Raw genomic sequence first — 24493 nt, forward strand, 5'->3', positions numbered from 1 at the left:
CATGGCGTGCGAAAGCCCTGCCCGATCCCACGGGCGAGGCCACCCGCTCCTTCGGGCGGTGTCCCGACCAATCCGCGGGCCGCGCGGCCTCGGATTACGCGGGGACATCCCGGCCTGTCGCATTCTTTTGGAGAAACCGTCGTGAAGGAAGCCGTACACATCGGCAGAAATCCATCGGCCCAGCCAGACCTGCAAAAGCTCATCCATGAGGTGGCCCTGGGCGACCAGGACTCCTTCGCCGCGGTCTACGACGCGATGGCGGGGTCCGTGCTCGGAGTCGCCCGGGCGGTGCTGCGCGACCAAGCGCAGTCGGAGGAGGTCGCGCAGGAGGTGCTGGTGGAGGTGTGGCGCACGGCGCCCCGCTACCGCCCCGAGCGCGGCACGGTGGTCAACTGGATCCTCACCCTGGCCCACCGGCGGGCCGTGGACCGGGTGCGGTCGGTGGAAGCCGCCGCGGCCCGCGACCACAGGGCCGCCCTGCTCGACCGCACGCCCGAGTACGACGAGGTGACCGAACAGGTGGAGACACGGCTGGAGCGGGAGCAGGTGCGGCGCTGTCTGCGGACCCTGACCGAGATCCAGCGCCAGTCCGTCACCCTGGCCTACTACCGCGGCCTGACCTACCGGCAGGTCGCCGAGGCGCTCGCGCTGCCGCTCGGCACGGTGAAGACCCGGCTGCGCGACGGCCTCATCCGGCTCCGTGACTGCCTGGGGGTGAGCGCGTGACGCGCACCGAGGACCTGCACAGCCTGACGGGCGCCTACGCCCTGCACGCGCTGCACGACGACGAGCGGGCCGCCTTCGAACGCCATCTCGCGGACTGCGGCTCCTGCGAGCAGGAGAGCCGGGAGTTCGCCGCCGCGGCGGCCCGGCTGGGTCTGGCCGCCACTCTCTCGCCCGGTCCCGTGCTCAAGGACCGGGTGCTGCACCGCATCACCACCGTGCGCCAGGTGCCGCCGGGCGGCGGGACGGTGGAGCGGGCGCGGCGCGTCGTGCCCCGGGGACGTGGCCTGGCCCGGTGGGCGCTGGCGGCGTGTGTGGCCGTGGCGGCGGGGCTCGGTGGCACGGCGGTGTGGCAGTACGAGCGGGCACAGGACGCCGGGGACCGGGCCACGCAGGCACAGCGGCGGGCCGAGGAGCTCGCCGGTGTGCTGGCCGCGCCCGACGCCGCCTCGCGCACCGTGCGTCTGGCCGACGGGGCGAGCGGGACACTGGTCGTCTCCGACCGTCAGGACCGCGCCGTCTTCCTGGCCTCGGGCATGGCCGAGCCGCCGGCCGGCAAGGTGTACCAGCTCTGGTTCGACGACCACGGCACGATGCGGTCGGCGGGCCTGATGGACGCCGGTCGCGGCAGCCAGGCGGTGCTGATGGAGGGGGACGTGGACGGCGCGGCGGGCGTCGGCATCACCGTGGAGCCGGCGGGTGGCTCGGAGCAGCCGACCACCACGCCGATCGCGCTGATGAACATGCCGGCGTGAACCGGGTGGGGGCCCGCGCGGGCCCCCACCCTCCAGCGAGAGCCGCTACAGGTTCCGACGCGGCGGGCGCGGGACGAAGCCGCTGGTGCGCGCCGCGTCCTCGGCCGTCGCCCACCTGATCGCCCCGGACGCGGCCCCCTCCGAGCTCCTCACGCCGGCGACCACGGCCGCCGAGCCACCGGTCCTGCGCCGGGGACTCGTGCTCGTCGCTCGCGAGTGACCACGTCTGTCGAGTTGGCCGGAGGAGTGACGCCTTCCCGCGCTCGGACACGTACCCGCCGGGGAGGAACGCGGCGGGGGCCCGTCACAGGAACCGGCGGATGGGCCGGACGGCGGCCTCACGCGCCCGCTGGACGGCGGAGCGTCTCTTCCATCTGCCCGCCCGGATCGGGGTGCTGGCCGCGATGTCCGCCTCGAAGTGCTCGTCCAGGGTCGCGGTGAACTCCTGGTCCAGTACGGCGAGCATGACCTCCTCGTCGTGGTCGAGCGAGCGGCGGTTGAAGTTGGTCGAGCCGATCAGGGCGGCGACGCGGTCGACGGTGACGACCTTGGCGTGCATCATCGTCGGCTGGTACTGGTAGATCCTCACCCCGCACGCGGTGAGGTCCTCGTAGTAGTGCTGTCCGGCCAGCTGGCAGACCCGCTTGTCGGTGTGCGGCCCGGGCAGGACGATCTCCACCTCGACCCCGCGCCGTGCGGTGGCGCACAGCAGCTCGACGAAGTACGCGTCCGGTGAGAAGTACGCGGTGGCCAGTCGGACCCGTTCCTCGGCCGACTCCAGCATCACGCGGATCAGGGTCTGCATGTCCTGCCAGCCGAAGCTCGCCGAACCGCGCACCACCTGGACGACCGCGTCGCCCTGGGGCGGGTGTGTGATGAACCGGTCCCGGTCGTCGAAGAGTTCGTCATGACACTCCGCCCAGTTCTGCGCGAAGGCCGCGGCGACGCCGTCCACCGCGGGCCCCCGGACCTCGACGTGGGTGTCACGCCACTCCTGCGGGTTACGCGCGTTGCCGCACCACTCCTCGGCGATCCCCACCCCGCCGGTGAAGGCACTCTCCTCGTCGACGACGAGGACCTTGCGGTGGCAGCGGTGGTTCTGCTTGAACGGCGAGAGGTAGAGCGGTTTGCGGAACCACGCCACCTGCACCCCGGCCCGTTCCATCGTCCGCAGCTGCTCGGTCTCGATGAGCCGGCTGCCGAACCCGTCCAGCAGCAGCCGCACCCGTACCCCGGCACGGGCCCGCTCCGCGAGGGCCTCGGCGAAGCGGCGGGCGATGTCGCCCTTCCAGTACACGAACGTCATCATGTCCACCGTGTGCTCGGCACGGCGGATCCCGGCCAGCATCGCGGCGAAGATCTCGTCCCCGTTGCGCAGGACGGTCAGCGCGTTGCCCTCGGTCGCCGCGATCCCGATCAGCCGCTCCAGACGCCGCCGTATCCGTATGGCGCGGTCATCGCCGGCGGCGGCGAGCGTACCCGGCGCCTTCGGGGCCGCCGGGGTGAGTTCGGGCGGTTCCTGCGTACTGGTCATGGTGTTTCCCGGCCGGATCACGACGAGGAAACGTCGGGCCGCGGTGCCCGGTCCGGCACGGGCTGAGCGGCGAGCCGACTGTACCCCCGGCCGCCTGCCTGTGCGGCCCCCGCCCACTGGGCCGCGCCGCCGGCGGGGCGGGCACCGGGTGGCGTTTCTTGCGGTCGGAGGGTGCCGGACGGCAGGCTTCGGTTTTGTGGCCACTTTGCTGATCGTGCATCACACGCCGTCGCCGAACTGCCAGGCGATGCTGGAAGCCGTCGTGTCCGGGGCGACCGCGCAGGAGATCGAGGGGGTACGGGTGGTCCGGCGCGCGGCGCTGGCGGCGACCGCCGTCGACGTACTGGAGGCCGATGGGTACCTGCTGGGGACCCCGGCGAACCTCGGCTACATGTCCGGGGCCCTGAAGCACTTCTTCGACCAGGTCTACTACCCCTGCCTGGACGAGACCCGGGGCCGGCCCTTCGGCTACTACGTGCACGGCGGCAGCGACACCACCGGTGCGGTGCGCGCCATCGAGTCGGTGACGACGGGCCTCGCCTGGCAGCGCGCGGCACCGGCGGTGAGCGTGGCCGGTGAACCCGGCAAGGCCGATCTGGAGGCCTGCTGGGAGCTGGGGGCCGCGCTCGCCGCCGGGCTGATGGACTGACCCGCCCGGCGAGACGGGGCCCGGACGCGGGGAGGCGGGTCGGGGCCCGTCCCTCACGTCGGCGCCCCTGTTCCTCGGGCGTCGGCGACGACCGCGCACCGCGGCAGCGGCTGTCACCCGCTCGGGGAGCGTCCTGTCAGCGTGCCGAGGAACCGGACGTGCGGGCGGCCGCCCGGCCCGGTGCGGGTGACCTCGGCGCGCACCCGGTACACCTCGGCGACCAGGTCCGCGGTCAGGACCTCCGCGGGCTCGCCGCAGGCCACGACCCTCCCCTCGGACAGCACCACGAGGTGGTCGCAGTACATCGCCGCGAGGTTGAGGTCGTGCAGGGCGACGACGCTGGTGACGGGCAGGACGGCGACCAGGGTCAGCACGTCGAGCTGGTGCTGGACGTCGAGGTGGTTGGTCGGTTCGTCCAGCAGGAGTTCGCGCGGCTGCTGGGCGAGGGCGCGGGCGATCTGGACGCGCTGGCGTTCGCCGCCGGAGAGGGTGTGCCAGAGCCGGTCCGCCTGCCCGGTCAGGCCGGTGCGCTCCAGGGCGTCGGCGACCGCTTCCTCGTCGGCCGCCGACGCCGGGGTCCAGGCGCGGCGGTGCGGGATCCGGCCCAGCCGGACGACGTCCCGGACGTTCAGCTCGACCTGCGTGTCCGCCTGCTGCTCGACCACGGCCACGCGTCGGGCGACCTCCCGGCGGCCCACCCGGTCCAGCGGGCGGCCGTCGAGGGTGACGACGCCGGAGGCCGGGGCGAGCACGCCGGCGAGGAGCCGCAGCAGGGTCGACTTGCCCGAGCCGTTGGGGCCGAGCAGACCGGTCATGGCACCGGGCCGGGGGCTCAGGTCAACGCCGTCCAGGATGAGCCGCCCGCCGGCGACGCGGGAGACCCGCTCGGCGCTCAGCGTCATCGTGTCCTCCGGGTGCGGTAGAGCACCAGCACGAAGGCGGGCACGCCGATCAGCGAGGTCACCACGCCGACCGGGACCTCCTGGGGTTCGAGGACGGTACGGGCCAGGGTGTCGACCCACACCAGGAACACCGCCCCGGCGAGCGCGCAGACCGGCAGCAGCCGGGCGTGCCCGGGGCCGGTCAGCGCCCGTACGGCGTGCGGCAGCACCAGACCGACGAAGCCGATGGCGCCGGCCGAGGCGACCAGGGCCGCGGTGAGCAGGGCGGTGGCGCACAGCAGCACCAGTCGGGTGCGGGCCACGTGGACGCCGAGCGAGGCCGCCGCGTCCTGACCGAACGCGAAGGCGTCCAGCGTCCCGGCGTACCCGAGGCAGACCGCCAGTACGACGACCAGGACCGCCGTGCCGGTCCATACGTCCGTCCAGCCCGCCCCGCCGAGGGAGCCGAGCAGCCAGAACAGGACGCCCCGAGTGGTCTCGGCGTCGGCCGCGGTCATCACGACGAACGAGGTGAGGGCGGAGAACAGCTGCATCGCCGCCACCCCCGCGAGCACCACCCGGTCCGGGGTACCGCCGAGGCTGTGGCTGAGCAGCATCACCAGCGCGAAGGAGCAGACCGCGCCGACGAACGCCCCGCCCGACAGGGACAGCGCTCCCCCGCCCACGCCGAGGACGACGACCAGGACGGCGCCCGTCGAGGCACCGGACGAGACGCCCAGCACGAAGGGGTCGGCGAGCGGGTTGCGCAGCAGGGACTGGAGTACGGCGCCGCAGACGGCGAGTCCGGCGCCGCACACCGCGGCGAGGAGGGTCCGGGGCAGCCTCAGGTCCCAGACGATGCCGTCGCGGATCGGTGTGACGTCCACGGCGGGGGTGCCGCCTCCGAGGTGGGCGACGACCACGGACCAGACCTCGCCGACGCCGATGTCCGCGGGGCCGATGGTGACGGCGACGGCCACGGAGGCGCACAGGGCGACGACCCCGGCCACCGCCCAGACCGGGTAGCGGCGGCCGGCCGCGCGGATTCCGGATGCCGCCCGGCTCGTGGGCGTCGCCGGGCTCTTGACGGCCACCTGCTTTTCGGCCGTCACCTGGCTTTCGGCCATCGCCTGGCTTTCGGCCGGCACCTGGCTTTCGGCCGGCACCTGGCTTTCGGCCGTCACTTGGTGAGGCCGTACGCGCGCAGCGCCGCCGCCACCTTCTCCACACCCTCGACGGTGCGGATGGTGGGGTTCATGGCCTGTCCGCTCAGCAGCACGTACCGCTTCTTCCGGACCGCGGTCATGTTCTTGGTGACGGGGTCGGACTCCAGGAACTCGATCTTCTTCGCGGCGGTCTCGGCCGTCTGGGACCTACGGGTGAGGTCTCCGATGACGAGGACGTCGGGGTCGCGGTCGGCGACGGTCTCCCAGCCGACCTGCGGCCATTCCTCCCGGGTGTCGTCCATGGCGTTCTTCGCGCCGAGTTCGCGGGTCATGACACCGGGGGCACCGCAGCAGCCCGCCATGTAGGGCGAGGTGGAGTTGGCGAACCAGTACATGAGGGTGACACCGGAGGCGTCGACGCCCGATGTGGCCTTCTCGACCCGCGTCTTCAGGTCTGCGACCAGTTCGTCGCCGCGCTGTTCGACGTCGAACAGCCGGGCCAGGTCACGGACTTCGCCGTAGACGGTGTCCATCGTCAGGGGTTCGCTGCGGACGCCGTCGCCGTCGCCGCTGTTGTCCTTGCCCGCGCAGTCGGACGGGGACAGGTAGGCCGGCACACCGAGTTCGGTGAACCGCTCGCGCGTGGCCACGCCGCCGGGGCCGAGCGTGGAGGCGAAGGAGGCGGCGACGAAGTCGGGTTCGACGTCCAGGACCGTCTCGAAGGAGGGCATGTCGTCGGCGAGCCGGGGCACCCCGGCATTCGCCTTCTCCAGGCCCTTCATGACCGGGTCGGTCCAGGTGGCGGTGCCCGCCATACGGTCGGCGAGGCCCAGCGAGAGCATGATCTCCGTGGTGCCCTGGTTGAGGGAGACCGCCCGCCGGGGCGGCGCGGTCACCTCCACCTTCTGCCCGCAGTCACTGACGGTGCGTGGATATCCGGCGGCCTCGGCCGGAGCGGCGGAGTCGGTGGCGGTCGCTCCGGAACCGCAGCCGGACGCCAGCAGGGCGCCGGACAGCAGCAGCGGGAATCGCGAGTGGAACGAGCGGAGGAAACGGCGGGAGCCGGCGGGGCGCGCTGCGGGCAAGGAAGATCCTCTGGCGTCGAGGGCTCATACGCGAAGCCCGTTCGTACGGTGGTCCACGCCGTACGCGGCGCGGGTGCCAGCAGGTCTTCGGACTCGGGATCGACCGGACGGGACGCCTTCCCGGACGGCTTGCGCCGCCCAGTGGCCCTTGTCCCGCCCGTACCCCTCACCGCTGCGCGTCAGCTCCGGATTCGCACCGGATTCCCTGACCCACCAGGTGGGTTCGACTGGCTCCCGCAAGCTACCACAGGGTCACCGCGGGGCCGGGGGCCGCCGTCTGCCCGACCGCCCCCGGCCCCGTCCGCCCGCTCCTGCCTCAGCTCTTGGGCATGAGCACGGTGTCGATGATGTAGACGTTGGCGTTGGCGGTCCTGACGTTGCCGCAGACGACCTTGGCCGAGTCGTTGACCGTGTAGGACTCGTCCGAACCGGACGTCGTCAGCTTCGACTTCTCCAGCGTCTCGAAGGAGCCGTTCTCCAGGTCCTTGGGCGCGAGCTTCTGGCCCACTACGTGGTAGGTCAGGATCTTGGTGAGCATCGCCTTGTCGTTCAGAACCTTGTCCAGGTCGGCCTTCGGGATCTTGGCGAAGGCGTCGTTGGTCGGCGCGAACACCGTGATGTTCTCGGCGTTGTTCAGCGTGTCGACCAGACCGGCCTTCTTCACCGCCGTCACCAGCGTGGACAGCGCCGGGTTGTTCGAGGCGGCCGTGGCCACCGGGTCCTTGGCCATGCCCTCGAAGGAACCGGCACCGTCCTTCGGCACCGTGGAACACGCCGGACCGAACGGCTCGTCGGCGCCGGCCATGTCGCCGCCGGCCGACTCGTCGTCGGCCCCGGCGGACTGGTCGCCGGCGTCCGCGGGGGCCGAGGAGGCGGCCTGGGCGGAGTCCGACGAGCCGCTGTCGCCGTCGTCGGAGCAGGCGACCAGGGCCAGGGGCAGGATGGCGGCCGCGGCGACGGCGACGGCGGAGCGGCGAATACGGGCGTTCATGGATTCTCCCGGGTAAAAAGGGCAGCAAGGTGCGGCAGAGGGCAGCACGAAGCCTGCGTCGGTACGAACTGCGGTCAAGTGGTGGTCGGTCGACGGGGTGCGCGGCCCCGCTCGTCTTCAGTCGGCGGACCCGCGCCGGCCCTGGTCGGTGCCTTCGTCGGCTCTCGCCGCCGCGGCGAGCACGCTCGGAGGTTCCGCGCTCGCCACGGGAGCGCCTCCGTTCGACCGGGGGCCCGGCGCGGGCGTGTGAGGGCCGAGCCGCCCCGCTCCTATGGACGGGCGGGAGCACGGGCAGGCGGCGGGCCGCTGTCGGTATGTCCTCGGTTCTTCCCTCACATGGGGAATCCGGAGCCGCCCCGGCCGCGGATTGGCCGATCACCCGATCGAGTGAGAATGTTCTGCGAACACCTCTGTGACCTGGGGTTTTCTCCGAAAATTGGAGTGCCTCAGAGTCGTTCGGAGAGGCTCAGAGAGGTGTCGCGGCGCGGAGGATGAGGAACATCGTGACGGCGGCGTTCGCGGACGACATCGCCGACACGGCGGTTCCGGCGGCCGCGGCCCACGCCGCCAGGCCCACCGAGGTGAACACCGAGGGCCAGGTACGGACCGCGGGCGCGGGACCCAGCAGGGCCGCCACCCGGCGCGGTACCGGGCCGGGCGCCGCGAGGCCGGCGAGGGTGGCGACCGGGGTGCCCCGGGAGACCAGAGCCGCCTTGCCGATCGCGGTCGCCACCGCGCGGCGGTTGCCGACCACCCGCGCGGCCGCCTCGTCCGCCCACCGCTCCGCCGTGTAGGCCACGGCCGTCCGCAGGGGCCGCAGGAACGGGTTGGCCAGGGCGGCGAGCCGGACGGCGAGCAGGAAACGATGGTGCCGGGCGGCCAGATGGGCCCGTTCGTGGGCGAACAGCGCGCGCCGCTCGGCCGGTTCGAGGCAGTCGAGCAGCGCCGTGCTCACCACCACGCGGTCCCGGTGACCGCCGGGCAGCGCGTACGCGTAGGGCACGTCGTCCGGCAGCACGGCCACCCCTGTCCCCGGCAGTCCGGCCAGCGCGCGGTGGGCACGGCGACGCACTCTGCCGTGTCGCCACAGGGCCCGCACCGAGGCCACGACCACCGCGCACAGCGCGGGAATCGCCGCCTTGCCGACGACCTCGTCGTACGGCACCGCCGCCCGCACCTCGGGGTCGGACCAGCCGTCGGGCAGCGGGTTGCCCGGCAGCTGCGCGGTGCCGACCACCATCACCAGGGCGAGGCAGACCGTGCTGCACAGGGCCATCACGGCGGCCACGGCGGTGAGCAGCCTGGTCGCACTCCGCGGGTGCAGGTGCTGTTCGGCCAGCCGGGCGATCGGCCACGCCGTCAGCGGCAGGACCAGTGGCAGAAAGACGAATACGCCCATGCGGCGTCAGCCGTCCTCCGCATCGCCCGCGTGCCCCAGCAGTTCGCGCAGCAGCCGCTCGTCGTCCGGGTCGAGGCCGGTGACGAAGCTGGCCAGCACCGCCACCCGGTCGCTCTCGGCGTCCAGCACCTTGCGCATCTTCCGAGCGGCCAGGCCCGCCTCGTCCGAGGCGGGTGTCCAGGCGAAGGACCGGCCCGCGCGTTCGCGGGTGACCGCGCCCTTCTCCAGCAAGCGGGTCAGGATCGTGATCACCGTGGTGTAGGCGAGGTCACCGCCCAGGCGCTCCTGCACCCAGCCGGCCGTCGCGGGGCCTTCCGCCTCGCGCAGCGCCGACAGCACCAGCGCCTCCAGCTCGCCCTGCCCCCGCCGCCGCGGACGCCGGTGATCCATCACAGCCCGCCTCCTTCCGCCGCTGTACGCCTTGTGAGACGCCATCCTATAGAAGCCGTACTTCTACAGTGTTGTAGATTGAACAGTGGACGTGATCAGTGAACGCTACGAAGGAGAACGCAGTGGGAGTTTCCCTGGCCAAGGGCGGCAACGTCTCGCTCAGCAAGGAGGCGCCCGGCCTGACCGCCGTTCTGGTCGGTCTGGGCTGGGACGTGCGCACCACGACCGGCACCGATTACGACCTCGACGCCTCCGCGCTGCTCCTCGACGCCTCCGGGAAGGTGCTCTCGGACGGGCATTTCGTCTTCTACAACAACCTGACCAGCCCGGACGGCTCGGTCGAGCACACCGGTGACAACCTCACCGGCGAGGGCGAGGGCGACGACGAGACGGTCAAGGTGAACCTCGCAACCGTCCCCGCCGAGGTCGACCGGATCGTCTTCCCGGTCTCCATCCACGACGCGGAGAACCGCGGGCAGAGTTTCGGCCAGGTCCGCAACGCCTTCATCCGGGTCGTCAACCAGGCGGGCAACCAGGAACTCGCCCGCTACGACCTGTCGGAGGACGCGTCGACCGAGACCGCGATGGTCTTCGGCGAGCTGTACCGGCACGGAGCCGAGTGGAAGTTCCGGGCGGTCGGACAGGGGTACGCCTCGGGCCTGTCGGGCATCGCCGCGGACTTCGGCGTCAACGTCTGACCCCGACCGGGACAGGGACAGGGCCCGAAGCCGGGGCCGGGCACGCTCAGTGGTCCGTGGCGCAGCAGCCACCCGAGCCGCCGGGTACCGGTGCGGTGCCGAGGCGGCAGAAACAGGACGCCTCGACCGGTACGTCCGCCAGCGCCGCGGCGAGCTTCAGCCGCTGTGCCACGATCCGCGCCTCCCCGTCCTTGCCCAGGCGCGTCAGGCACTCGTGGAGTCCGTGCAGGGCCCAGACGTTGTCGGGGTGCTGCAAGGGGCGGGGCAGGGAGTCGTCGAGGCCCAGGTCGGCCCGGTAGACCGCCTCGGCCTCCGCGAGCCGGCCCTGTTCCAGGAGCAGGGCGCCGTAGGCGTGCCGGGTGGGCTGCATCCAGCCCCACGGCTCGTCGTACGGGAGGTTGTCGTCCAGTTCGACCGACCGCTCCAGGGCGGCGAAGGCGGCGGCGTGGTCGCCTTTGCGGTATTCCAGTTCGCCGTCGAGCATGGCGGAGGCGATGGCGAGGATGTCCGCGCAGGTGTTGTTGAACAGGGTGCGGGTGCCGGGCACCCGGGCGACCGCCTCGCGGAACAGGGCACGTTCGGCCTCCGCCTCGGTGACCTTGCCGGTGGCCGAGAGGGCGACCCCGCGGGCGTAGTGGAGCATCGCGGTCGTCACGCAGTACAGCCGCGGATCGGCGGGCAGCGGCAGCCGGAGGATGTCCGCCCAGCGGCCGAACCGGATCAGTACGTGCACCCGCATGGCCAGGAAGCCCTCCAGCCAGTCGGCCATCGGCGGACTCTCGACGCGCAGCAGATCCTCGGGGACGGACGCCTCCAGCCGCGCGGCGGCGTCCAGCGCGACCTCGTACTGGCCGAGGAACATCGCGCCGTAGATCCTGAAGTGGTGGTTGTGCGAGCGGTAGAGGGTGTAGAAGTTCATCGCGCCGGCCCGCGCGCGGTACTTCTCGTCGGCGGCGATCGCGGCGCTGTTGTCCGACACCACACGCCGGTAGTCGCCGCACAGCACTTCCAGGTGCGAGGGCATGTGATTGAGGTGGCCGGCGTCCGGGACCAGGCCGCGCAGCCGGTCGGCGACGGGGAGGGCCGCCTCGGGGGTGGCGGACATCTCCATCAGGTGGATGTAGAGGTGCAGGACGCCGGGGTGCTCGCGGCCGGCCTCGGCGGCCAGGGCCCGGTCGAGAACGGCCTTCGCCTCCAGAGTGCGGGCGCCCTCGGCGGGCAGTCCGGTGCGCAGGTCCCAGAGCTGCCACGGCGTCAGGTTCAGCAGCGCGTCGGCGTGGAGCGTGGCGACGTCCAGGTCGTCGGGGGCGAGTTCGTAGACGGCCCGCGTGCTCTCGGCGTACGGCGCGTTCCACACCGAGCAGTCCTCGACGGCGCGCGCCTGCGGGTAGCGGGCGCGCAGGGCGCCGATCAGGGCGCGTTCGACCGGGGTGGCGGAGCGGGCCGCCTTCTCGTGGGCGAGTTCGACCGCGGCGTGGGTGCGGTCGACGGTGCGCGTCAGCTCCTCGGCGTCGAAGGCCTCCCACGGCTTGTTGTAGTTCGGGCCGAGGGCGTAGGCGATGCCCCAGTGGGCCATGGCACAGTCCGGGTCGGCCGCCGCGGCGGCCTCGAAGCAGGCGACGGCCTCCTCGTGGTGGAAGGCGTACGTCCACACCAGCCCGCGGTCGAACCACCGCTGGGCCTCGGGGGACGAGGTCGTCACCGTCCGGCCATGGGTGCCGAGGTCGTAATAGTCCGTGGGGTCCGTGACGTCCATGAGGGACGTATACCGCACCCCGGGGCGACCACGAAGCACTTCGCGCGGTGGTCACCCCGACCGGTGTCCCCGCCGGACGCGGCGCGCCCGGCGGGGGTGGGGGGACGGGGATGGCGCGGATCAGCCGAAGTCGACGTCGCTGCACAGGAAGTACGTCTGGTCCATGTGCGACGCCTGCCAGATCGTGTACACGACGTGCCGGCCGCTCAGGCCCGAGGTACTCACCGGGATCTCGTAGTTCTGGCTGGGCGCGTAGCTGCCCGTGGTGGCGACGAGCTGGAGGTCGTCCCAGCCGAGCGGCTGCGTGGCGGGGTCGAAGCCCTGCCGGCTGACGTAGACCTTGAAGTAGTCGGCGCCGTGGCTGGCCTGGTCGTACAGCTTGACGGTGAAGTTGTCGGTGATGTCCGTGGTCTGCCAGGCGCCCACGGTGTCGAGCGAGTTGTAGCGACCGCCCTCGGTCCGGCCGCCGCTGCACAGCTGACCGTCGGGGACGACGGCTTCGAAGTTGCCCGCGGAGCCGTTGCGGTACAGGCCGTTCCAGTTCCACATGGCGTTGGGGTTGTCCTGCCAGGCCTGCCAGCACATGGGGTCTTCCTGCGCCATGGCGGGGTTCTGGAAGTCGTCGCCCCAGCGCTGCCAGCAGCCGTAGTTGCGGGAGGCCGGGTCGACGACCGAGCCGTGGGCGACGGCGGTGCCGCTCCAGGGGATCAGGGTGAGCAGGGCCGCGGTCAGGGTGCCGAGGGCTACGGTCGACGCGCGCCGACGTCTTTTGAGGTGATCATGACAAGTCATGACGTCCTTCTTTCGCGTGGGGGGACTGCGGCGGATCCGGGATCGAAAGCACCAGTGGGAGCGCTCCCAGCGCTCTTTCGGAGACCAGGCTGCGCCCGGTGAAACGGAATGGCAATAGTTGAAACACGCCAGATGCCGTCCGGCGGTGGCGTGTTCGATGCGGTCGCCCCCGACGGACGGATGGGCGGGCGGGCCCTGGCCCTGCTCACCCATCCGGCATCGGTCACGACGGCGTCATGCCGGGGTCACGGCGCACGCCGCCTGGCGCGAATCAGCAGCAGACAACCACCGGCGAAAAGGAGGCCTCCGACGGCCGCCGGCCAGAGCCCGAGGCCGGAACCCGTCTCGGCGAGCCCGCCCCGCGTCGCCTGCGGCTCGGTCGCCGACCCGGTGGCCACGTCGTCACCGCCGCCCGTGCCCTGTGTGCGCTCGGCTGCCGCCGCGGCGCCGCTCGCGTCGTCCGGGACGTCATCGGCGGATGTCGTGGCGGCCCTGGGCTCGGCGCTCGGCGAGGCGGCGCCGTCCTGGTCCGGGTCGGCCGGGGGCGCGGGCTTCTCCTCGACGTCCTGCCCGTCCTGGCCGGGATCCGCTGGTGCCGAGGCGGTGGCGGTCTGCTCAGCCGGGGGCTCCGAGGCGTCGGGGTTCTCGGTCGGCTGCTGGTCCTGCGGATCCCCGGCGGGGTTCTCGGTGGGGTTCTCGGTGGGGTTCTCGGTCGGCTGCTCCTGCGGGTTCTCGCCCTGGCCCGGATCCGAAGCCGGAGGTGTGTCCGGACCGCACTCGCGGCCGCTGTTGACGCAGTCGGTCATCTTCCGCATCAGGTCCTCGTCGAAGACGTTGATGAAGTCGCTGTGGTCCGTCACCGGCTTGTGCAGCTGCTCCGGGAAGGAGTCCACGGCGAACAGCGGGACGGTCCTGCCCCCGTCCTGGAGGCTGGGCGCGTCCACGTCGTACACGACGCGCTGCACCAGTCGCGGAACGGGCCGGAAACCGTCCGGGCAGCTGCCGTCGGCGGCGGGGAAGGCCATGTGGGTGCGGTGGTTGGCGCTGTCGGTGTTGCGGCCGTCCCAGCAGCTCTGGAAGGTGAAGGTGCGCACCACGTCACTGTCGGACGGGCAGAGCGGGTACTTGTCCTTCAGCTGACGGTCCTCGAAGCCGGTACAGCTCCAGGAGGCGTTCGCGTTGGTGTCGCCGTTGACGAACGCCTTCGCGTCACCGGTGATGATGCGCAGCAGCCGCGGCATCTCCGTGACCTCACCGCGCTCGTTGCCCTCGAAGGTCAGCGTGACCTCGGCCGGCGTGACGATCTCGCCGGCGTTGCCCTCGATGCCGCCGCCGGGTGACTCGGCGTCCTGTTCGACGGTGCCGTTCTGGAGCCGGAGCACGGGCCAGTAGTACGAGGACTTGTCACCCTGGTCCGCGCAGCTCGTGTCGGCGGCGGCCAGGTCCTCGTCGCCGGCGAAGGCGTCGTTGTCCTGGTTGCCGACGTAGTCGTGGAAGTGGTGGGCTCCGTTGCTGACGCCGGGCGCGGCGATCAGGTTGTCCGAGTTGAACAGCCCCTCGGCGTTGACGCCGCAACTGGTGGCGAAGGAGCCGGTCGAGGCGTTCTTCTGCCGGGGTGCCTTCACGACGTTGGGCTGGACGGACCTGATGTCGGCGTAGTCGGCCGCCACGGGGCCGTTACCGGCCTGTCCACCGTTGCCCGGGTCCTTGCCGTTCTCCTGGTCCTTGCCGTTCTCCCGGTCCTTGCCGTTCTCCTGGTCCTTGCCGTTCTCCTGCTGTTGTCGTTGCTGCTGGTCCGGGCTGCCGCTCGGGGTGTCCGCCGTGCCGGCCTCGGTGCGGCGCAGCGCGCACTCCGCCAGGGCGTCCAGGCCCTCGGGGCGGTCACCGGCCTCGTCGATGGCGGCTGCGATGTCCTCGATCGTCCCGGCGCGCTGCTTCTCCAACGGGTCGAGGATGGCTCCCTCGTCGAGCTTTCCGTCGTTCGCGGTCCGGGCCGCTTCCTGGAGTCGCCGGTAAGCTGTCGCGATCTGCTCGTCGAGCCGGGCGAGTTCGGTGTCGACGTCCGGCCTGGCCCGTTCCGGAACCGTCGTCAGCCGCTCACTCAGGTCGGGGCAGTCCACGGTGGCCGCCACTCCGGAACTCCCCAGGGGAACAGCGGTGTCGCCGGCTTCGGTCGCGGAGGCGAACACGTTCACGGCCACCAGGCCGCCGCCCCCCAGTATCAGCGCGCATGCTCCGAAGGTCGCGCGGCGCGCCCCGGTCGGGCGTCTGCGCCTGTTGTGTCCCAAGGCGTGCTCCTGTGTCGTGGCGGACTCGGACATGAAATGCCCCCGGCTCCATACGGAGTCGGGGGCCGGAGCGTTCAGTCGCCTCGGGGATCCTCAGGAATCCCTCACCTCACGGGCGCAGGATCAGCCGGATGGGGTCGCCCTCCCTCTTCTCCAGCCGTGCGACCGCCTCGGCGGCCCGCGCCAGCGGCAGCACCCCGCTGATGGAACCGGAGAAGTCCAGCCGGCCGCCCTGGATCAACCGCAGGAGCTGCGGCAGCGCCACCGGCATGTCGGAGCCGTAGTGACCGAGGATCCGCTGCTGGAGGTAGCTGAAGCGGGTCCCGTCGGTGACCGTCAGCGGCTTGTCGGTCAGGCCTGCCAGAACCAGCCGTCCCTTGGGCGCGAGGACGGAGATCGCCTGCTCCCGTACGGGTGGTACGCCGGCGAAGTCGAAGGCGGCGGCGAGGCCCGCCCCACCGGTCGCCGCGCGGACGGTCTGGCGCAGGTCCGGGTCGGCGGAGTCCAGAGCGAGGTCGGCGCCGGCGGCAAGGGCGCGTTCGCGGGCGACGGGGCTGGGGTCGACGGCCACGACCGGACAGGCGCCGATGGCCCGCAACAGCCGCACGGCGTGCACACCGAGCCCGCCGACGCCCCACACGCCGACCGCCTCGGCGGGGCGGACGGCGCCGGTCTCGGTGATCGCGCCCCACGGCGTGGACACCGCGTCGGGGATGATCGCGCCCTGGTCGAAGGGGATGGCGTCGGGCAGGAGGGTCAGGGCGTCGGCGGCGGACAGGGCGTACTCGGCCCAGCCGCCGTCGTAGTCGACGCCGCGGGTGTAGGTGACGCCGTCGCGCACCTCACCGGCGTGGAGCACGACCCGCTGGCCGGGCGTCCAGGCGGTGACGCCCGCCCCGACCTCGGTGACGGTGCCGGAGACCTCGTGGCCGAGCGTGACCGTGTCGCCCTGGAGGAACTGCGGGGTGAGGGTGCCGTCGATGAGGTGCACGTCGGACAGACACACACCGGCCGCCTCGACCTTGACCAGCACCTCGCCGGGGCCCGGCTGCGGGCGGGGCACCTCTTCGAGTCGCAGGGTGCGGCTCGGGACGTGCAGGCGGGCGGCGAGCATCTGCGCCATGAAAGGACCTCCTCGGTGCGGCGGCGTCCCCGGACGGTCCAGCGCCCCGGCCCATCGCAGGTTGACTTGCGTTAACGGTACACCCAGCGCAAGTCAGGTTGCTTTAGGCTGGTCCGATGTCCTCTCCGGAACCCGTAGCCCCGCCCCTGCGCCGCCGTGGGGAGCGGATGCGGCTGGCCGTGCTCGCCGCAGCGGTGGACCTGCTGTCGAGCCAGGGGCTGGCGGGCACGACCGTCGGCGCCGTCGCCCGGGCGGCGGGGGTGCACGAGACGTCCGTCTACCGCCGCTGGGGCACACGGGAGAACCTGATCCTGGACGCGCTGACCACTGAGCTGGACTCCGCGCTGCCGGTTCCGGACACCGGGCGGGTCCAGGAGGACCTGCTGACCTTCTTCTCCGCCCTGGCCCTGCTGCTCGGTACCCCGCAGGGCTGGGCGCTGCTGCGGTTGAGCGTCGAGCACGACACCACCCTGGAGGACCGTCGCGGCCCCTACTGGAGCGAGCGCCTCGACCGCGCCGTGCTGATGGTCCGGCGCGGTGTCGAGCGGGGCGAACTGGCCGCGGACACCGATCCGGGGCTGGTGATCGAGGCCGTCAGCGGCCCGCTGTTCGTCCGGGTGCTGCTCAGCGGAGCCCCGCTGGACGACACGCTCGTGCGGCGGCTGGTGGAACTCGCCCTGGACGGGGCCCGGCCCCGCACGGACTGAGCGTCCGGCGGCATGCCCCTGCCGCGCTCCTGTGGGGCATGCCCTTAGGGCCCCGGTTCACCGGCTCGGCGAGGACCAAGGCCCAGGGCGCGACGGACAAGGTGCTGCCGGACCGTGTCAAGGCCGCCGTGCACCGCCGGATGGCGGAGCCGGGGACGGCAGCCGACGACGACGGCGGGTAGGACGTAGGACAGCGAGTGGGGGCCGGTCGCCCGGAGGGCCCCTTGCCGGTGGCTCGCTCCCGGTGGAACGATGCCCACGGCACCGGCTCGCCCCACCGAAGGGACCGTCGTGACCGACGAGCAGCAACGGCCGCAGGCCGCCGCCGCGTTCGACGCGCTGGGCGCCGAGTACGAGAAGGCGTTCGCCGGCTCGAAGACGCACCGGCGCTCACTGGACTGGCTGCTGGGACGGCTCGCGCCGGGCAGCCGCGTGCTGGACGTGGGCAGCGGCACGGGCCGGCCCACCGCCGAGACTCTCGCGGACGCCGGCCACGAGGTGCTGGGGGTCGACGTGTCCCCCGTGATGGTGGACCTGGCGACGCGGCAGGTACCGGCCGCGACCTTCCAGTGCGCCGACATCCGTGACGTGCCGCTCGCGGACGGCTCGTTCGACGCGGTCTGCGTGTACTTCTCGCTGCTCCAGCTGGACCGGCGGGAGCAGGCGGATCTTGTGCGGCGGCTGGTGCGGGTACTGAGGCCAAAGGGCTACCTGGTCCTGGCCACCGTGCCGCTGGACGTGGAGGACGTCGACGCCACCTTCATGGGTCAGCCGGTGCGCGTGACCAGCTTCACCGCGCAGGACCTCGCCGCCATGGCCGAGGAGGCCGGCCTGGAGGTGCTGGCTCAGGAGGCGGCGCTCTTCACCCCGGCCCACCCGGACGCCCGATCGGAGCCGCACCTCTTCCTGCACTGCCGGCGCCGGGCCGCCGCCACCACGCCGGGCGCCTGACAGCCGTCACCCGTCCACCGATCGCCCGTCACCGTCCACCGATGACCCGTCACCCGTCACCCGTCATGGACGGACGGTGCGCCCCCACAACCCCGGATGGGGTAACCGGGCACGCGCGGACCGTGGCGCGCGGCCAGAGTGGGCAGCATGACGGAACCTGGCGAGCGACGACGCGGCACGACTTCCACGACCACGCGTGAACGTGCCGTGCGTGGAGCCCGGGACGCCGCCCAGCGCGCCGCTGACGCCCTGTCCGAACTGATCCGGCACCCCCTGGAGGGAGTCTCCGCGGTGTGCCGGAGCGAGGACGACGGCTGGGTCGTCAACGTGGACGTGCTCGAGGTGGCACGCATCCCCGACACCACGAGCCTGCTCGCCACCTACGAGGTCGAGCTGGACCCGGCGGGCGACCTGCTCCAGTACCGCAGGACCGCCCGCTACCGGCGCGGGGCCCAGGACCAGTGACCGGGGCCGCGAGGCCCGCACCCGGAAGGACCACCGCATGATCACCTACGACGACGAGGTCGTCTGCGCGCCCCGCGCCGGAACCCTCTACGACGTCCTGGAACTCATCCTCGACCGCGGCATGGTGATCGACGTCTTCGTACGCGTCTCCCTGGTCGGCATCGAGATCCTCAAGGTGGACGCCCGCATCGTGGTCGCGAGCGTCGACACGTATCTGCGGTTCGCCGAGGCCTGCAACCGCCTGGACCTGGAGCACGACGCGCGCTCCAAGACCGTTCCCGAGCTGTTCGGCGGGCCGGTCGCCAAGACCATAGGCAGGGCGGGCGCCAAGCGGACGGCGCGCTCCCTGACCGACAAGGTGAGGGACATCCTCACCCCCGAGGAGGAGGCGGCGGCAGAGGAAGAAGCCCTCCCCCGTGAGCACACATACGGGCGCGCCGAACGCGGGCGGCCCCCGCAGCGGCCCAGGACCCGGCCGGCCGCACGCCCCCGCGACGAGGACGACCGCCCGCGCAGCCGGCCCCGCCGGCGCACGGAGACGGAGGACGAATGACCGCGCCCGCCCCCACCACGACCACCTCCTCCCCCGCCCCGGCCGCCCTGTACGTCTACGGCATCACCCCCGCCGGCGTCCGCGCCCCCCGCTCCCCCGGGGTCGACGGTGCTCCCGTACGTCTGCTGACCGGGTCCGGCCTGAGCGCCGCGGTGTCGGACGCGCCCGTACGGATCCGGCCCCGGCGCCGTGACCTGCTGGCCCATCAGGCCGTACTGGACGAACTGGCGGCCCAGGGACCGCTGCTGCCCATGCGGTTCGCGGTCCTCAGTCCCCGGCCGGACACCCTGCTCTCCCAACTACGGGCCGATGCGACCCACCTGTCGCGGCAGCTCGACGACGTCCGGGGATGCGTCGAACTCAACGTCAAGGGAACCGTCGTGCCCGGCCACTTCGCCGATCTGGTGCGCCGGGACGAGAAGCTGCGGAACCTGGCCCTGCGGACGCGGCGCCGGCCGGACTACGAGGCCAACGTCCGGTTGGGTGAGGCGCTCGCCCACGGCGTCCGCCGCGAGGCGCGGCGCGCGGCCCGGGACGTCCTCGAGCACCTGACACCGCTCGCCCTGCGCACGGTACGGGGTACGACCGACGACGAGCAGGTGCTGAGCGCGTCCTTCCTGCTGCGGTCCGCCGACGAGCGGCCGTTCAGGCAGGCGGTGGACGCGCGAGCACGCGAGTGCGGGGGAAGGCTGGCCCTCAGTGTGACCGGGCCCCTGCCCTGCTACAGCTTCGTCGACCCGTCTCCCGCGCCGGCCGGGCGGTGACGCGGTGGGCATCGTGAGCGGTCTCCTCCTGCTGCCCCTCGCCCCGGTGCGCGGCACGGCGTGGATCGCCGACCACCTGCTCCAGGAGGCCCGGCGGCAGGCCCGCGATCCGCGCGCCGTCCAGGCACGCCTGGCCGCACTCAACCGGGCCCTGGACGAAGGCGCCATCGACGAGGCGGCCTTCGAGCGGGAGGAAGAGCGTCTGCTCACCCTCCTCGAACGCCCGTCCCGGCCCCCCGGCCGGACGACCACCATGGATCCAGCGCAGAGAAGGCACGTATGAGCGACAGCAAGGCGGCCATGGCGGCGGCCGTGGCGGGCGGATATCTCCTGGGCCGTACGAGGAAGGCGAGACTGGCCCTCGCGGTCGGCACCTACCTCGTGGGCCGGCGCGTCGGCCTGACCCCCGGCCGAGTGCTGTCCCAGGGCCTGGCCGGCCTCCAGCAGACCCCGCAGCTCCAGGAACTGACGGACCAGGTGCGCGGCGAGCTGCTGACCGCCGGACGCGCGGCCGTCACCGCCGCGGCGAACCGCGGGCTCACCGGCCTCGCGGACACCCTGCGCGACCGTACCGACGCGCTCACGGGAACGGGCCGGCTCGACGACGAGACGGGGGGCCGGTACGGCACGTACGAGCCCGGCTACGACCACGGTGACGGCAACGCTCCGGACGAGGACGCCTACTTCGACGACGAGGAACGGGAGGAGGACCGCGAGCCCGCTCCGGCCCCCGCTCCGGCTCCCACTCCGTCCCGGCGTACGGCGAAGAGGACCTCGGGTTCCGGCGGCAGGCGCGGAGGTGTGCGCCGATGACTCCCACCCGGCAGGGGAACGACACCCCCTCCCCCCTCTGCGACCTCAGGGAAGCGCTCGGCGGCTACCTTTCCGCCACGGCGCACAGCCTCGTGGGCAAGGCGGGGGACCGGATCGGCGGGCTGACCGAACGGCTGACGGAGTCCACCGACGACCGCGGCTCCGAAGGCGGCGGAGGTGGAGGAAAAGGCGGAGGCGGAGGAAAGAGCGGCGGCGGCGCGCGGGGCGGGACGGGCGGCGGCAGTGTCAAGGCGACGAACATCATGGAGACGGTCGACATCGGCGTCCCCCTGCGCACCGTCTACGACCAGTGGACGCGGCTCCAGGACTTCAGCGGCTTCACCAAGGGCGTCCGCAGCGTCAGCGCCGACGACGAGGTGACATCTGACTGGAACGTCAAGGTCGGCCCGTCGAGCCGCGGTTGGAAGGCGACCGTCCAGGAGCAGGTGCCCGACGAACGGATCGTCTGGACCTCCGAGGGCGCCAAGGGCAGTACCAGCGGAGCGGTCACCTTCCACGAACTGGCGCCCCGGCTGACCCGGGTGGTCCTGGTCGTCGAGTACTACCCGGCGGGCTTCTTCGAGAAGACCGGCAACCTCTGGCGTGCCCAGGGACGCCGACTGCGCCTCGATCTGAAGCACTTCGCGCGGCACGTGACCCTGATGGGCGACGAGGAGGTGGAGGGCTGGCGCGGCGAGATCCGCGACGGCGAGGTCGTCAGGAGCCATGAGGAGGCACTGGAGGAGGAGAACGCCGACGACGCCGAGGACGAGTACGAGGACGAGGACGACTACGAGGAGGGCGCGGAGGGCGACGAGGAGAGCGACGGGTACGAGGAAGAGGACGAGGACGAGGACGGTGAGTACGACGACGGGGTCGAGGACCAAGAGGACGAGTACGAGGACGATGAACGTGCCCGCCCGCATCGCTGACGCACTGGGGAGTACGCGGTGACCGACGTCGACCACCGGTACGCGAGCCTGGACACACAGCCCTACGGGCCCCCCAGCGGCAGCCTCGCCGACCTGCTCGAACGCGTCCTCGACAAGGGCATCGTCATCGCCGGGGACATCAAGATCGACCTGCTCGACATCGAACTGCTCACCATCCGGCTGCGGTTGTTCATCGCCTCGGTGGACACCGCGAAGAAGGCGGGCATCGACTGGTGGGAGACCGACCCGGCACTGTCGTCCCGGGCCGCGCGGGACGCGCTCGCCGAGGAGAACGCGCGGTTGCGGGCCCGGCTCGACGCCCTGGAGACAGCCGGCGAGGAGACGACGGGAGCCGCCCGGTGAGCGCGCCCCCGGCCGGGGCGGCGGACCCCGGCATCGTCTGCGCGTTCGCCGTCACCCGCACCCCACCGGACGTCGCTACGCTGGCCTCGGTGACCGGTCACCAGGAGGGCGGTCCGCTGCGCGTGCTGCGGGCGGGCGGCCTGTGTCTGGTGGTCCAGGACGTCCCCGCGGCGCTGTTCGGCGAGGAGGCGCTGGCGGAGCGGCTCAACCGGCCCGACGACCTGGAGCGCTGCGCCCGTGCCCATCACCGGGGCGTGGAGGCCGCGGCCGGGCAGGGGCCCGTCGTGCCGCTGCCGATGGCGACCCTGTACCACGGCGACCGGAGCGCCGAGCAGGCCGTCCTCTCCCGGAAGTCGGTGCTGGACGCGCTGCTCGACCGTCTCCGGGGCCGTACGGAATGGGCGGTGAAGGTCCACGCCACCGAGCGCGCGAAGGACGCCGCCGTCGATGCGGCCGCACCCGCCCAGGCCGGTGCGGGTGCCGGACGCGCATACCTCGGCCGGGCCAGCGCGCGGCGGCGCGGCCGGCAGGACGCGAACGCGAAGGCGGCGGCCGAGGCCGACGCCGTCGACACGGAGTTGCGGCGGTACGCCGTCGCCGCGACACGGCACCGCCCGCAGAGCGAACGGCTGACGGGCCGACGCGCCCCTCAACTGCTCAATGCCGCCTACCTGGTGGAGAACACGGAGTGCGCCGCCTTCACCCGCGCCCTGGCCCGGCTCACCGCCGCCGGCCGCCATCCGGCCGTGGAGGTCAGCGCCTCCGGCCCGTGGATCCCGTACTCCTTCGCCCGCTGGGACGAGGATCCGGACGCCACGGAACCGGACCGCACGGAACCGGGCCACCCGGCACCGGACCGCACGGAACCAGGACACCCGGCACCGGACCACACGGAGCCGGGCCCGCCGGCGCCCGGCCGCACGGAACAGCCCCTCACGGAGCAGGAGGCCGGCGCATGACCGTCCCGGACACCCGTACGCCGGGCCCGGCGCCCGTGCCCTGGGGCGGCCCGGAGCCGTACGCGCCGGTCGGGGTACCCCTGGTCGACCTCCTGGACCGGGTGCTGGCGACCGGTGTCGTCGTCAGCGGGGACCTGGTCCTGGCCATCGCCGACGTGCCGTTGGTGCGGATCTCCCTGCACGCCCTGCTGTCGTCGGTGAACGAGCGGGTGCCCGCCCCCTGGCCGGACAGCGGGCCGCTGTGACCGCGCCCCGGGCCCACGCCCTCGATCTGGACCCCGAGCGGGTCACGAACGACCTGGCCGCCCTGGTCCTCACCGTCGTGGAGCTGCTGCGCCAGCTCATGGAACGCCAGGCAGTGCGCCGCTTCGACGAGGGCACGCTGAGCACGGAGCAGGAGGACCGGCTCGGCACGGCGCTCATGCTGCTCGACGAGCGCATGGACGACCTGTGCGCACAGCACGGCCTGAGCCGCGCCGACCTGAATCTCGACCTGGGCCCGCTGGGCCCGCTCCTCGCCGATCCGGAGCCCTAGTCCAGGGGCCGCGCGCCGGGCCTGAAGGCGGTGCGCACCCGGGAGGAGCGATCGCTATGATGGCGGCGAATCGCTCAAACGAACATTCTCGGGTGGGGAGACCAGATGCGGGAGCCGGTCGATCTCAGGCGCCAGCGGATTCTGGCGGCGGTCCAGGCGCGCGGTACCGCGCGGGTGCGCGATCTCGCCGACGAGTTGCAGGTCTCCGTGGTGACGGTGCGCCGTGACGTGGAGGAGCTGACGCGCGAGGGCAGCCTGCGGCGCGGCCACGGCGTCGTGCGGTCCACCCTGCCCGCCGAGGAGGCACCGGCCGAGGACGCACCCGCCGACGCGGCTGCCGGGGACCGGGTGGCCGTGGTGGTCCCCGTGCGGCACTCGTACCTCAACGAGGCCCTGCACGGCGCCCGCACGGTCCTGGAGGAGGCCGGGGTGCGCATGGCCCTGCACCTCGCGCCGCAGGCTCCCGGTACCGAGCGCCCCCTGGTGGAGCGGGCACTGGCGGACGGGGCGCACGGGCTGCTCATCGCCCCCCGCTGGCGCGGCCGGGCCGAGGAGGAGGCCGACCACGAGTGGCTCGCCGCGCTCGGGGTGCCGACGGTGCTGATGGAGCGCCGCCCGTGGCGCGGCAGCGCGCTGCACGCCCTGGACTCGGTGTGCTCGGACCACTGGTACGGCGCGCACCTGGCCGTGGAGCACCTGGTGGGGCTCGGTCACCGGCGCGTCGTGTTCGCGACGCGCCACGACAGCCCCACCGCGCGCTCGCTGCGGGCCGCCTTCGCCGAGATCGCCGAGGCGCATCCGCTGGTGGAGCGGTGGGCGTGGACGCTCGTCGCGCCGGAGGCCGGAGGCGACGGACCGTACTCGGCGGACGAGACGGCCGAGTTGCCGGCGCTGATGCGCAAGGTGGGCGCGACGGCCATGGTGCTGCACGGCGACGTGGACGCGCTGATGATCGTCCAGCGGCTGGCCCAGGACGCGGTGCGGGTGCCGGAGGACTGCTCGGTCGTGGCGTACGACGATGTCGTGGCGGGGCTCGGCTCGCCACCTCTGACGGCCGTCTCGCCGCCGAAGACCGAGGTCGGCCGCACGGCCGCGGAGCTACTGCTCCGACGGCTGTCCGAGGCTCCCGGAAGCCGGCCGGGCCGGCGCGTGGAACTGCTGCCCCGGCTGATGGTGCGCGGATCGACGGACCGCGTGGACGAGGACGCGTGACCGTGTGAG

30 protein-coding genes and 1 riboswitch are annotated in these 24493 nt (G+C 72.8%); of the genes, 19 read left to right on the forward strand and 11 right to left on the reverse strand.

Annotated elements, in window-relative coordinates; genetic code table 11:
- The first annotated feature begins 141 nt into the window (after window positions 1-141).
- The 3 genes from QC283_RS10355 to QC283_RS10365 all read left to right on the forward strand — a co-directional run bounded on the left by QC283_RS10355 (window position 142) and on the right by QC283_RS10365 (window position 1698).
- Complete coding sequence (locus QC283_RS10355; protein ID WP_279561103.1) at window positions 142-726, forward strand: sigma-70 family RNA polymerase sigma factor; 585 nt, start codon at window positions 142-144, stop codon at window positions 724-726.
- Complete coding sequence (locus QC283_RS10360; protein WP_279561104.1) at window positions 723-1478, forward strand: anti-sigma factor; 756 nt, start codon at window positions 723-725, stop codon at window positions 1476-1478. The genes QC283_RS10355 and QC283_RS10360 overlap by 4 nt, the downstream gene beginning before the upstream one ends.
- A gap of 85 nt (window positions 1479-1563) precedes the next feature.
- Entirely contained in the window at window positions 1564-1698 is a 135-nt protein-coding gene (locus QC283_RS10365; RefSeq protein ID WP_279561105.1) for a hypothetical protein, read from the forward strand.
- 84 nt (window positions 1699-1782) lie between these two features.
- On the opposite strand, the gene QC283_RS10370 is transcribed toward QC283_RS10365, so the two are convergent.
- Window positions 1783-3012, reverse strand: a complete 1230-nt coding sequence (locus tag QC283_RS10370) for a phospholipase D-like domain-containing protein (RefSeq protein ID WP_279561106.1) — start codon at window positions 3010-3012, stop codon at window positions 1783-1785.
- Between the two features lie 196 nt (window positions 3013-3208).
- Between QC283_RS10370 and QC283_RS10375 the strand changes: the two genes are divergently transcribed.
- On the forward strand, window positions 3209-3661 hold the full coding sequence (locus tag QC283_RS10375) for a flavodoxin family protein (protein ID WP_279561107.1): 453 nt from the start codon (window positions 3209-3211) through the stop codon (window positions 3659-3661).
- Window positions 3662-3774: 113 nt separating this feature from the next.
- Here QC283_RS10375 and QC283_RS10380 read toward each other — a convergent pair whose 3' ends face one another.
- The 6 genes from QC283_RS10380 to QC283_RS10405 form a co-directional block, all read right to left on the reverse strand.
- Window positions 3775-4563 carry an ABC transporter ATP-binding protein gene (locus QC283_RS10380; protein ID WP_279561108.1) on the reverse strand — a complete coding sequence of 263 codons (789 nt, stop codon included), beginning with the start codon at window positions 4561-4563 and terminating at the stop codon, window positions 3775-3777.
- Window positions 4560-5669 carry a FecCD family ABC transporter permease gene (locus QC283_RS10385; protein WP_279561109.1) on the reverse strand — a complete coding sequence of 370 codons (1110 nt, stop codon included), beginning with the start codon at window positions 5667-5669 and terminating at the stop codon, window positions 4560-4562. The genes QC283_RS10380 and QC283_RS10385 overlap by 4 nt, the downstream gene beginning before the upstream one ends.
- Window positions 5670-5722: 53 nt before the next feature.
- Window positions 5723-6793: an ABC transporter substrate-binding protein gene (locus QC283_RS10390; RefSeq protein WP_443032579.1), complete on the reverse strand. Its 1071-nt coding sequence runs from the start codon at window positions 6791-6793 to the stop codon at window positions 5723-5725.
- Between the two features lie 61 nt (window positions 6794-6854).
- Window positions 6855-7040, reverse strand: a riboswitch (cobalamin riboswitch).
- Window positions 7041-7109: 69 nt separating this feature from the next.
- Entirely contained in the window at window positions 7110-7784 is a 675-nt protein-coding gene (locus tag QC283_RS10395) for a fasciclin domain-containing protein (RefSeq protein ID WP_279561110.1), read from the reverse strand.
- 466 nt (window positions 7785-8250) lie between these two features.
- A complete protein-coding gene (locus QC283_RS10400; protein WP_279561111.1) occupies window positions 8251-9183 on the reverse strand; it encodes a M56 family metallopeptidase in 933 nt (310 codons plus the stop codon).
- 6 nt (window positions 9184-9189) lie between these two features.
- Complete coding sequence (locus tag QC283_RS10405) at window positions 9190-9573, reverse strand: BlaI/MecI/CopY family transcriptional regulator (RefSeq protein WP_383530294.1); 384 nt, start codon at window positions 9571-9573, stop codon at window positions 9190-9192.
- A 122-nt stretch (window positions 9574-9695) separates the two neighbouring features.
- Between QC283_RS10405 and QC283_RS10410 the strand changes: the two genes are divergently transcribed.
- The gene (locus QC283_RS10410) at window positions 9696-10271 is read left to right on the forward strand and encodes a TerD family protein (protein WP_279561113.1); all 576 of its coding nucleotides are present in this window, start codon (window positions 9696-9698) and stop codon (window positions 10269-10271) included.
- A gap of 46 nt (window positions 10272-10317) precedes the next feature.
- On the opposite strand, the gene QC283_RS10415 is transcribed toward QC283_RS10410, so the two are convergent.
- From QC283_RS10415 to QC283_RS10430, 4 genes are all read right to left on the reverse strand, one after another.
- The gene (locus QC283_RS10415; protein WP_279561114.1) at window positions 10318-12027 is read right to left on the reverse strand and encodes a hypothetical protein; all 1710 of its coding nucleotides are present in this window, start codon (window positions 12025-12027) and stop codon (window positions 10318-10320) included.
- A 120-nt stretch (window positions 12028-12147) separates the two neighbouring features.
- Window positions 12148-12819, reverse strand: a complete 672-nt coding sequence (locus QC283_RS10420; RefSeq protein ID WP_279561115.1) for a lytic polysaccharide monooxygenase auxiliary activity family 9 protein — start codon at window positions 12817-12819, stop codon at window positions 12148-12150.
- 245 nt (window positions 12820-13064) lie between these two features.
- On the reverse strand, window positions 13065-15140 hold the full coding sequence (locus tag QC283_RS10425) for a DUF1996 domain-containing protein (RefSeq protein WP_279561116.1): 2076 nt from the start codon (window positions 15138-15140) through the stop codon (window positions 13065-13067).
- Between the two features lie 76 nt (window positions 15141-15216).
- On the reverse strand, window positions 15217-16230 hold the full coding sequence (locus tag QC283_RS10430) for a zinc-binding dehydrogenase (RefSeq protein ID WP_279561117.1): 1014 nt from the start codon (window positions 16228-16230) through the stop codon (window positions 15217-15219).
- A gap of 116 nt (window positions 16231-16346) precedes the next feature.
- Here QC283_RS10430 and QC283_RS10435 point away from each other — a divergent pair, with 116 nt between their 5' ends.
- The 14 genes from QC283_RS10435 to QC283_RS10500 all read left to right on the forward strand — a co-directional run bounded on the left by QC283_RS10435 (window position 16347) and on the right by QC283_RS10500 (window position 24484).
- Window positions 16347-16937: a TetR/AcrR family transcriptional regulator gene (locus QC283_RS10435; RefSeq protein WP_279561118.1), complete on the forward strand. Its 591-nt coding sequence runs from the start codon at window positions 16347-16349 to the stop codon at window positions 16935-16937.
- A gap of 38 nt (window positions 16938-16975) precedes the next feature.
- Window positions 16976-17119, forward strand: coding sequence for a hypothetical protein (locus QC283_RS10440; protein WP_443032580.1), 144 nt, complete (start codon window positions 16976-16978; stop codon window positions 17117-17119).
- A gap of 70 nt (window positions 17120-17189) precedes the next feature.
- On the forward strand, window positions 17190-17888 hold the full coding sequence (locus QC283_RS10445) for a class I SAM-dependent methyltransferase (protein ID WP_398018961.1): 699 nt from the start codon (window positions 17190-17192) through the stop codon (window positions 17886-17888).
- A gap of 147 nt (window positions 17889-18035) precedes the next feature.
- On the forward strand, window positions 18036-18353 hold the full coding sequence (locus QC283_RS10450; RefSeq protein ID WP_279561120.1) for a gas vesicle protein GvpO: 318 nt from the start codon (window positions 18036-18038) through the stop codon (window positions 18351-18353).
- A 37-nt stretch (window positions 18354-18390) separates the two neighbouring features.
- Window positions 18391-18906, forward strand: a complete 516-nt coding sequence (locus QC283_RS10455; RefSeq protein WP_279561121.1) for a gas vesicle structural protein GvpA — start codon at window positions 18391-18393, stop codon at window positions 18904-18906.
- On the forward strand, window positions 18903-19670 hold the full coding sequence (locus QC283_RS10460) for a GvpL/GvpF family gas vesicle protein (protein WP_279561122.1): 768 nt from the start codon (window positions 18903-18905) through the stop codon (window positions 19668-19670). The genes QC283_RS10455 and QC283_RS10460 overlap by 4 nt, the downstream gene beginning before the upstream one ends.
- A gap of 4 nt (window positions 19671-19674) precedes the next feature.
- Window positions 19675-19953, forward strand: a complete 279-nt coding sequence (locus tag QC283_RS10465; protein WP_279561123.1) for a gas vesicle protein GvpG — start codon at window positions 19675-19677, stop codon at window positions 19951-19953.
- A complete protein-coding gene (locus QC283_RS10470; protein ID WP_279561124.1) occupies window positions 19950-20483 on the forward strand; it encodes a hypothetical protein in 534 nt (177 codons plus the stop codon). The genes QC283_RS10465 and QC283_RS10470 overlap by 4 nt, the downstream gene beginning before the upstream one ends.
- Window positions 20480-21415, forward strand: coding sequence for an SRPBCC family protein (locus QC283_RS10475; RefSeq protein WP_279561125.1), 936 nt, complete (start codon window positions 20480-20482; stop codon window positions 21413-21415). Before QC283_RS10470 ends, QC283_RS10475 begins: the two co-directional genes overlap by 4 nt.
- 18 nt (window positions 21416-21433) lie before the next feature.
- On the forward strand, window positions 21434-21778 hold the full coding sequence (locus tag QC283_RS10480) for a gas vesicle protein (protein ID WP_279561126.1): 345 nt from the start codon (window positions 21434-21436) through the stop codon (window positions 21776-21778).
- Window positions 21775-22737, forward strand: a complete 963-nt coding sequence (locus QC283_RS10485; protein WP_279561127.1) for a GvpL/GvpF family gas vesicle protein — start codon at window positions 21775-21777, stop codon at window positions 22735-22737. The genes QC283_RS10480 and QC283_RS10485 overlap by 4 nt, the downstream gene beginning before the upstream one ends.
- Window positions 22734-22982, forward strand: a complete 249-nt coding sequence (locus QC283_RS10490) for a gas vesicle protein (protein WP_279561128.1) — start codon at window positions 22734-22736, stop codon at window positions 22980-22982. Before QC283_RS10485 ends, QC283_RS10490 begins: the two co-directional genes overlap by 4 nt.
- Entirely contained in the window at window positions 22979-23272 is a 294-nt protein-coding gene (locus QC283_RS10495) for a gas vesicle protein K (protein ID WP_279561129.1), read from the forward strand. The genes QC283_RS10490 and QC283_RS10495 overlap by 4 nt, the downstream gene beginning before the upstream one ends.
- 105 nt (window positions 23273-23377) lie before the next feature.
- The gene (locus tag QC283_RS10500) at window positions 23378-24484 is read left to right on the forward strand and encodes a substrate-binding domain-containing protein (protein ID WP_279561130.1); all 1107 of its coding nucleotides are present in this window, start codon (window positions 23378-23380) and stop codon (window positions 24482-24484) included.
- Window positions 24485-24493: the final 9 nt, after the last annotated feature.

This window comes from Streptomyces sp. DH41 (assembly GCF_029813785.1).
Lineage (GTDB): Bacteria > Actinomycetota > Actinomycetes > Streptomycetales > Streptomycetaceae > Streptomyces.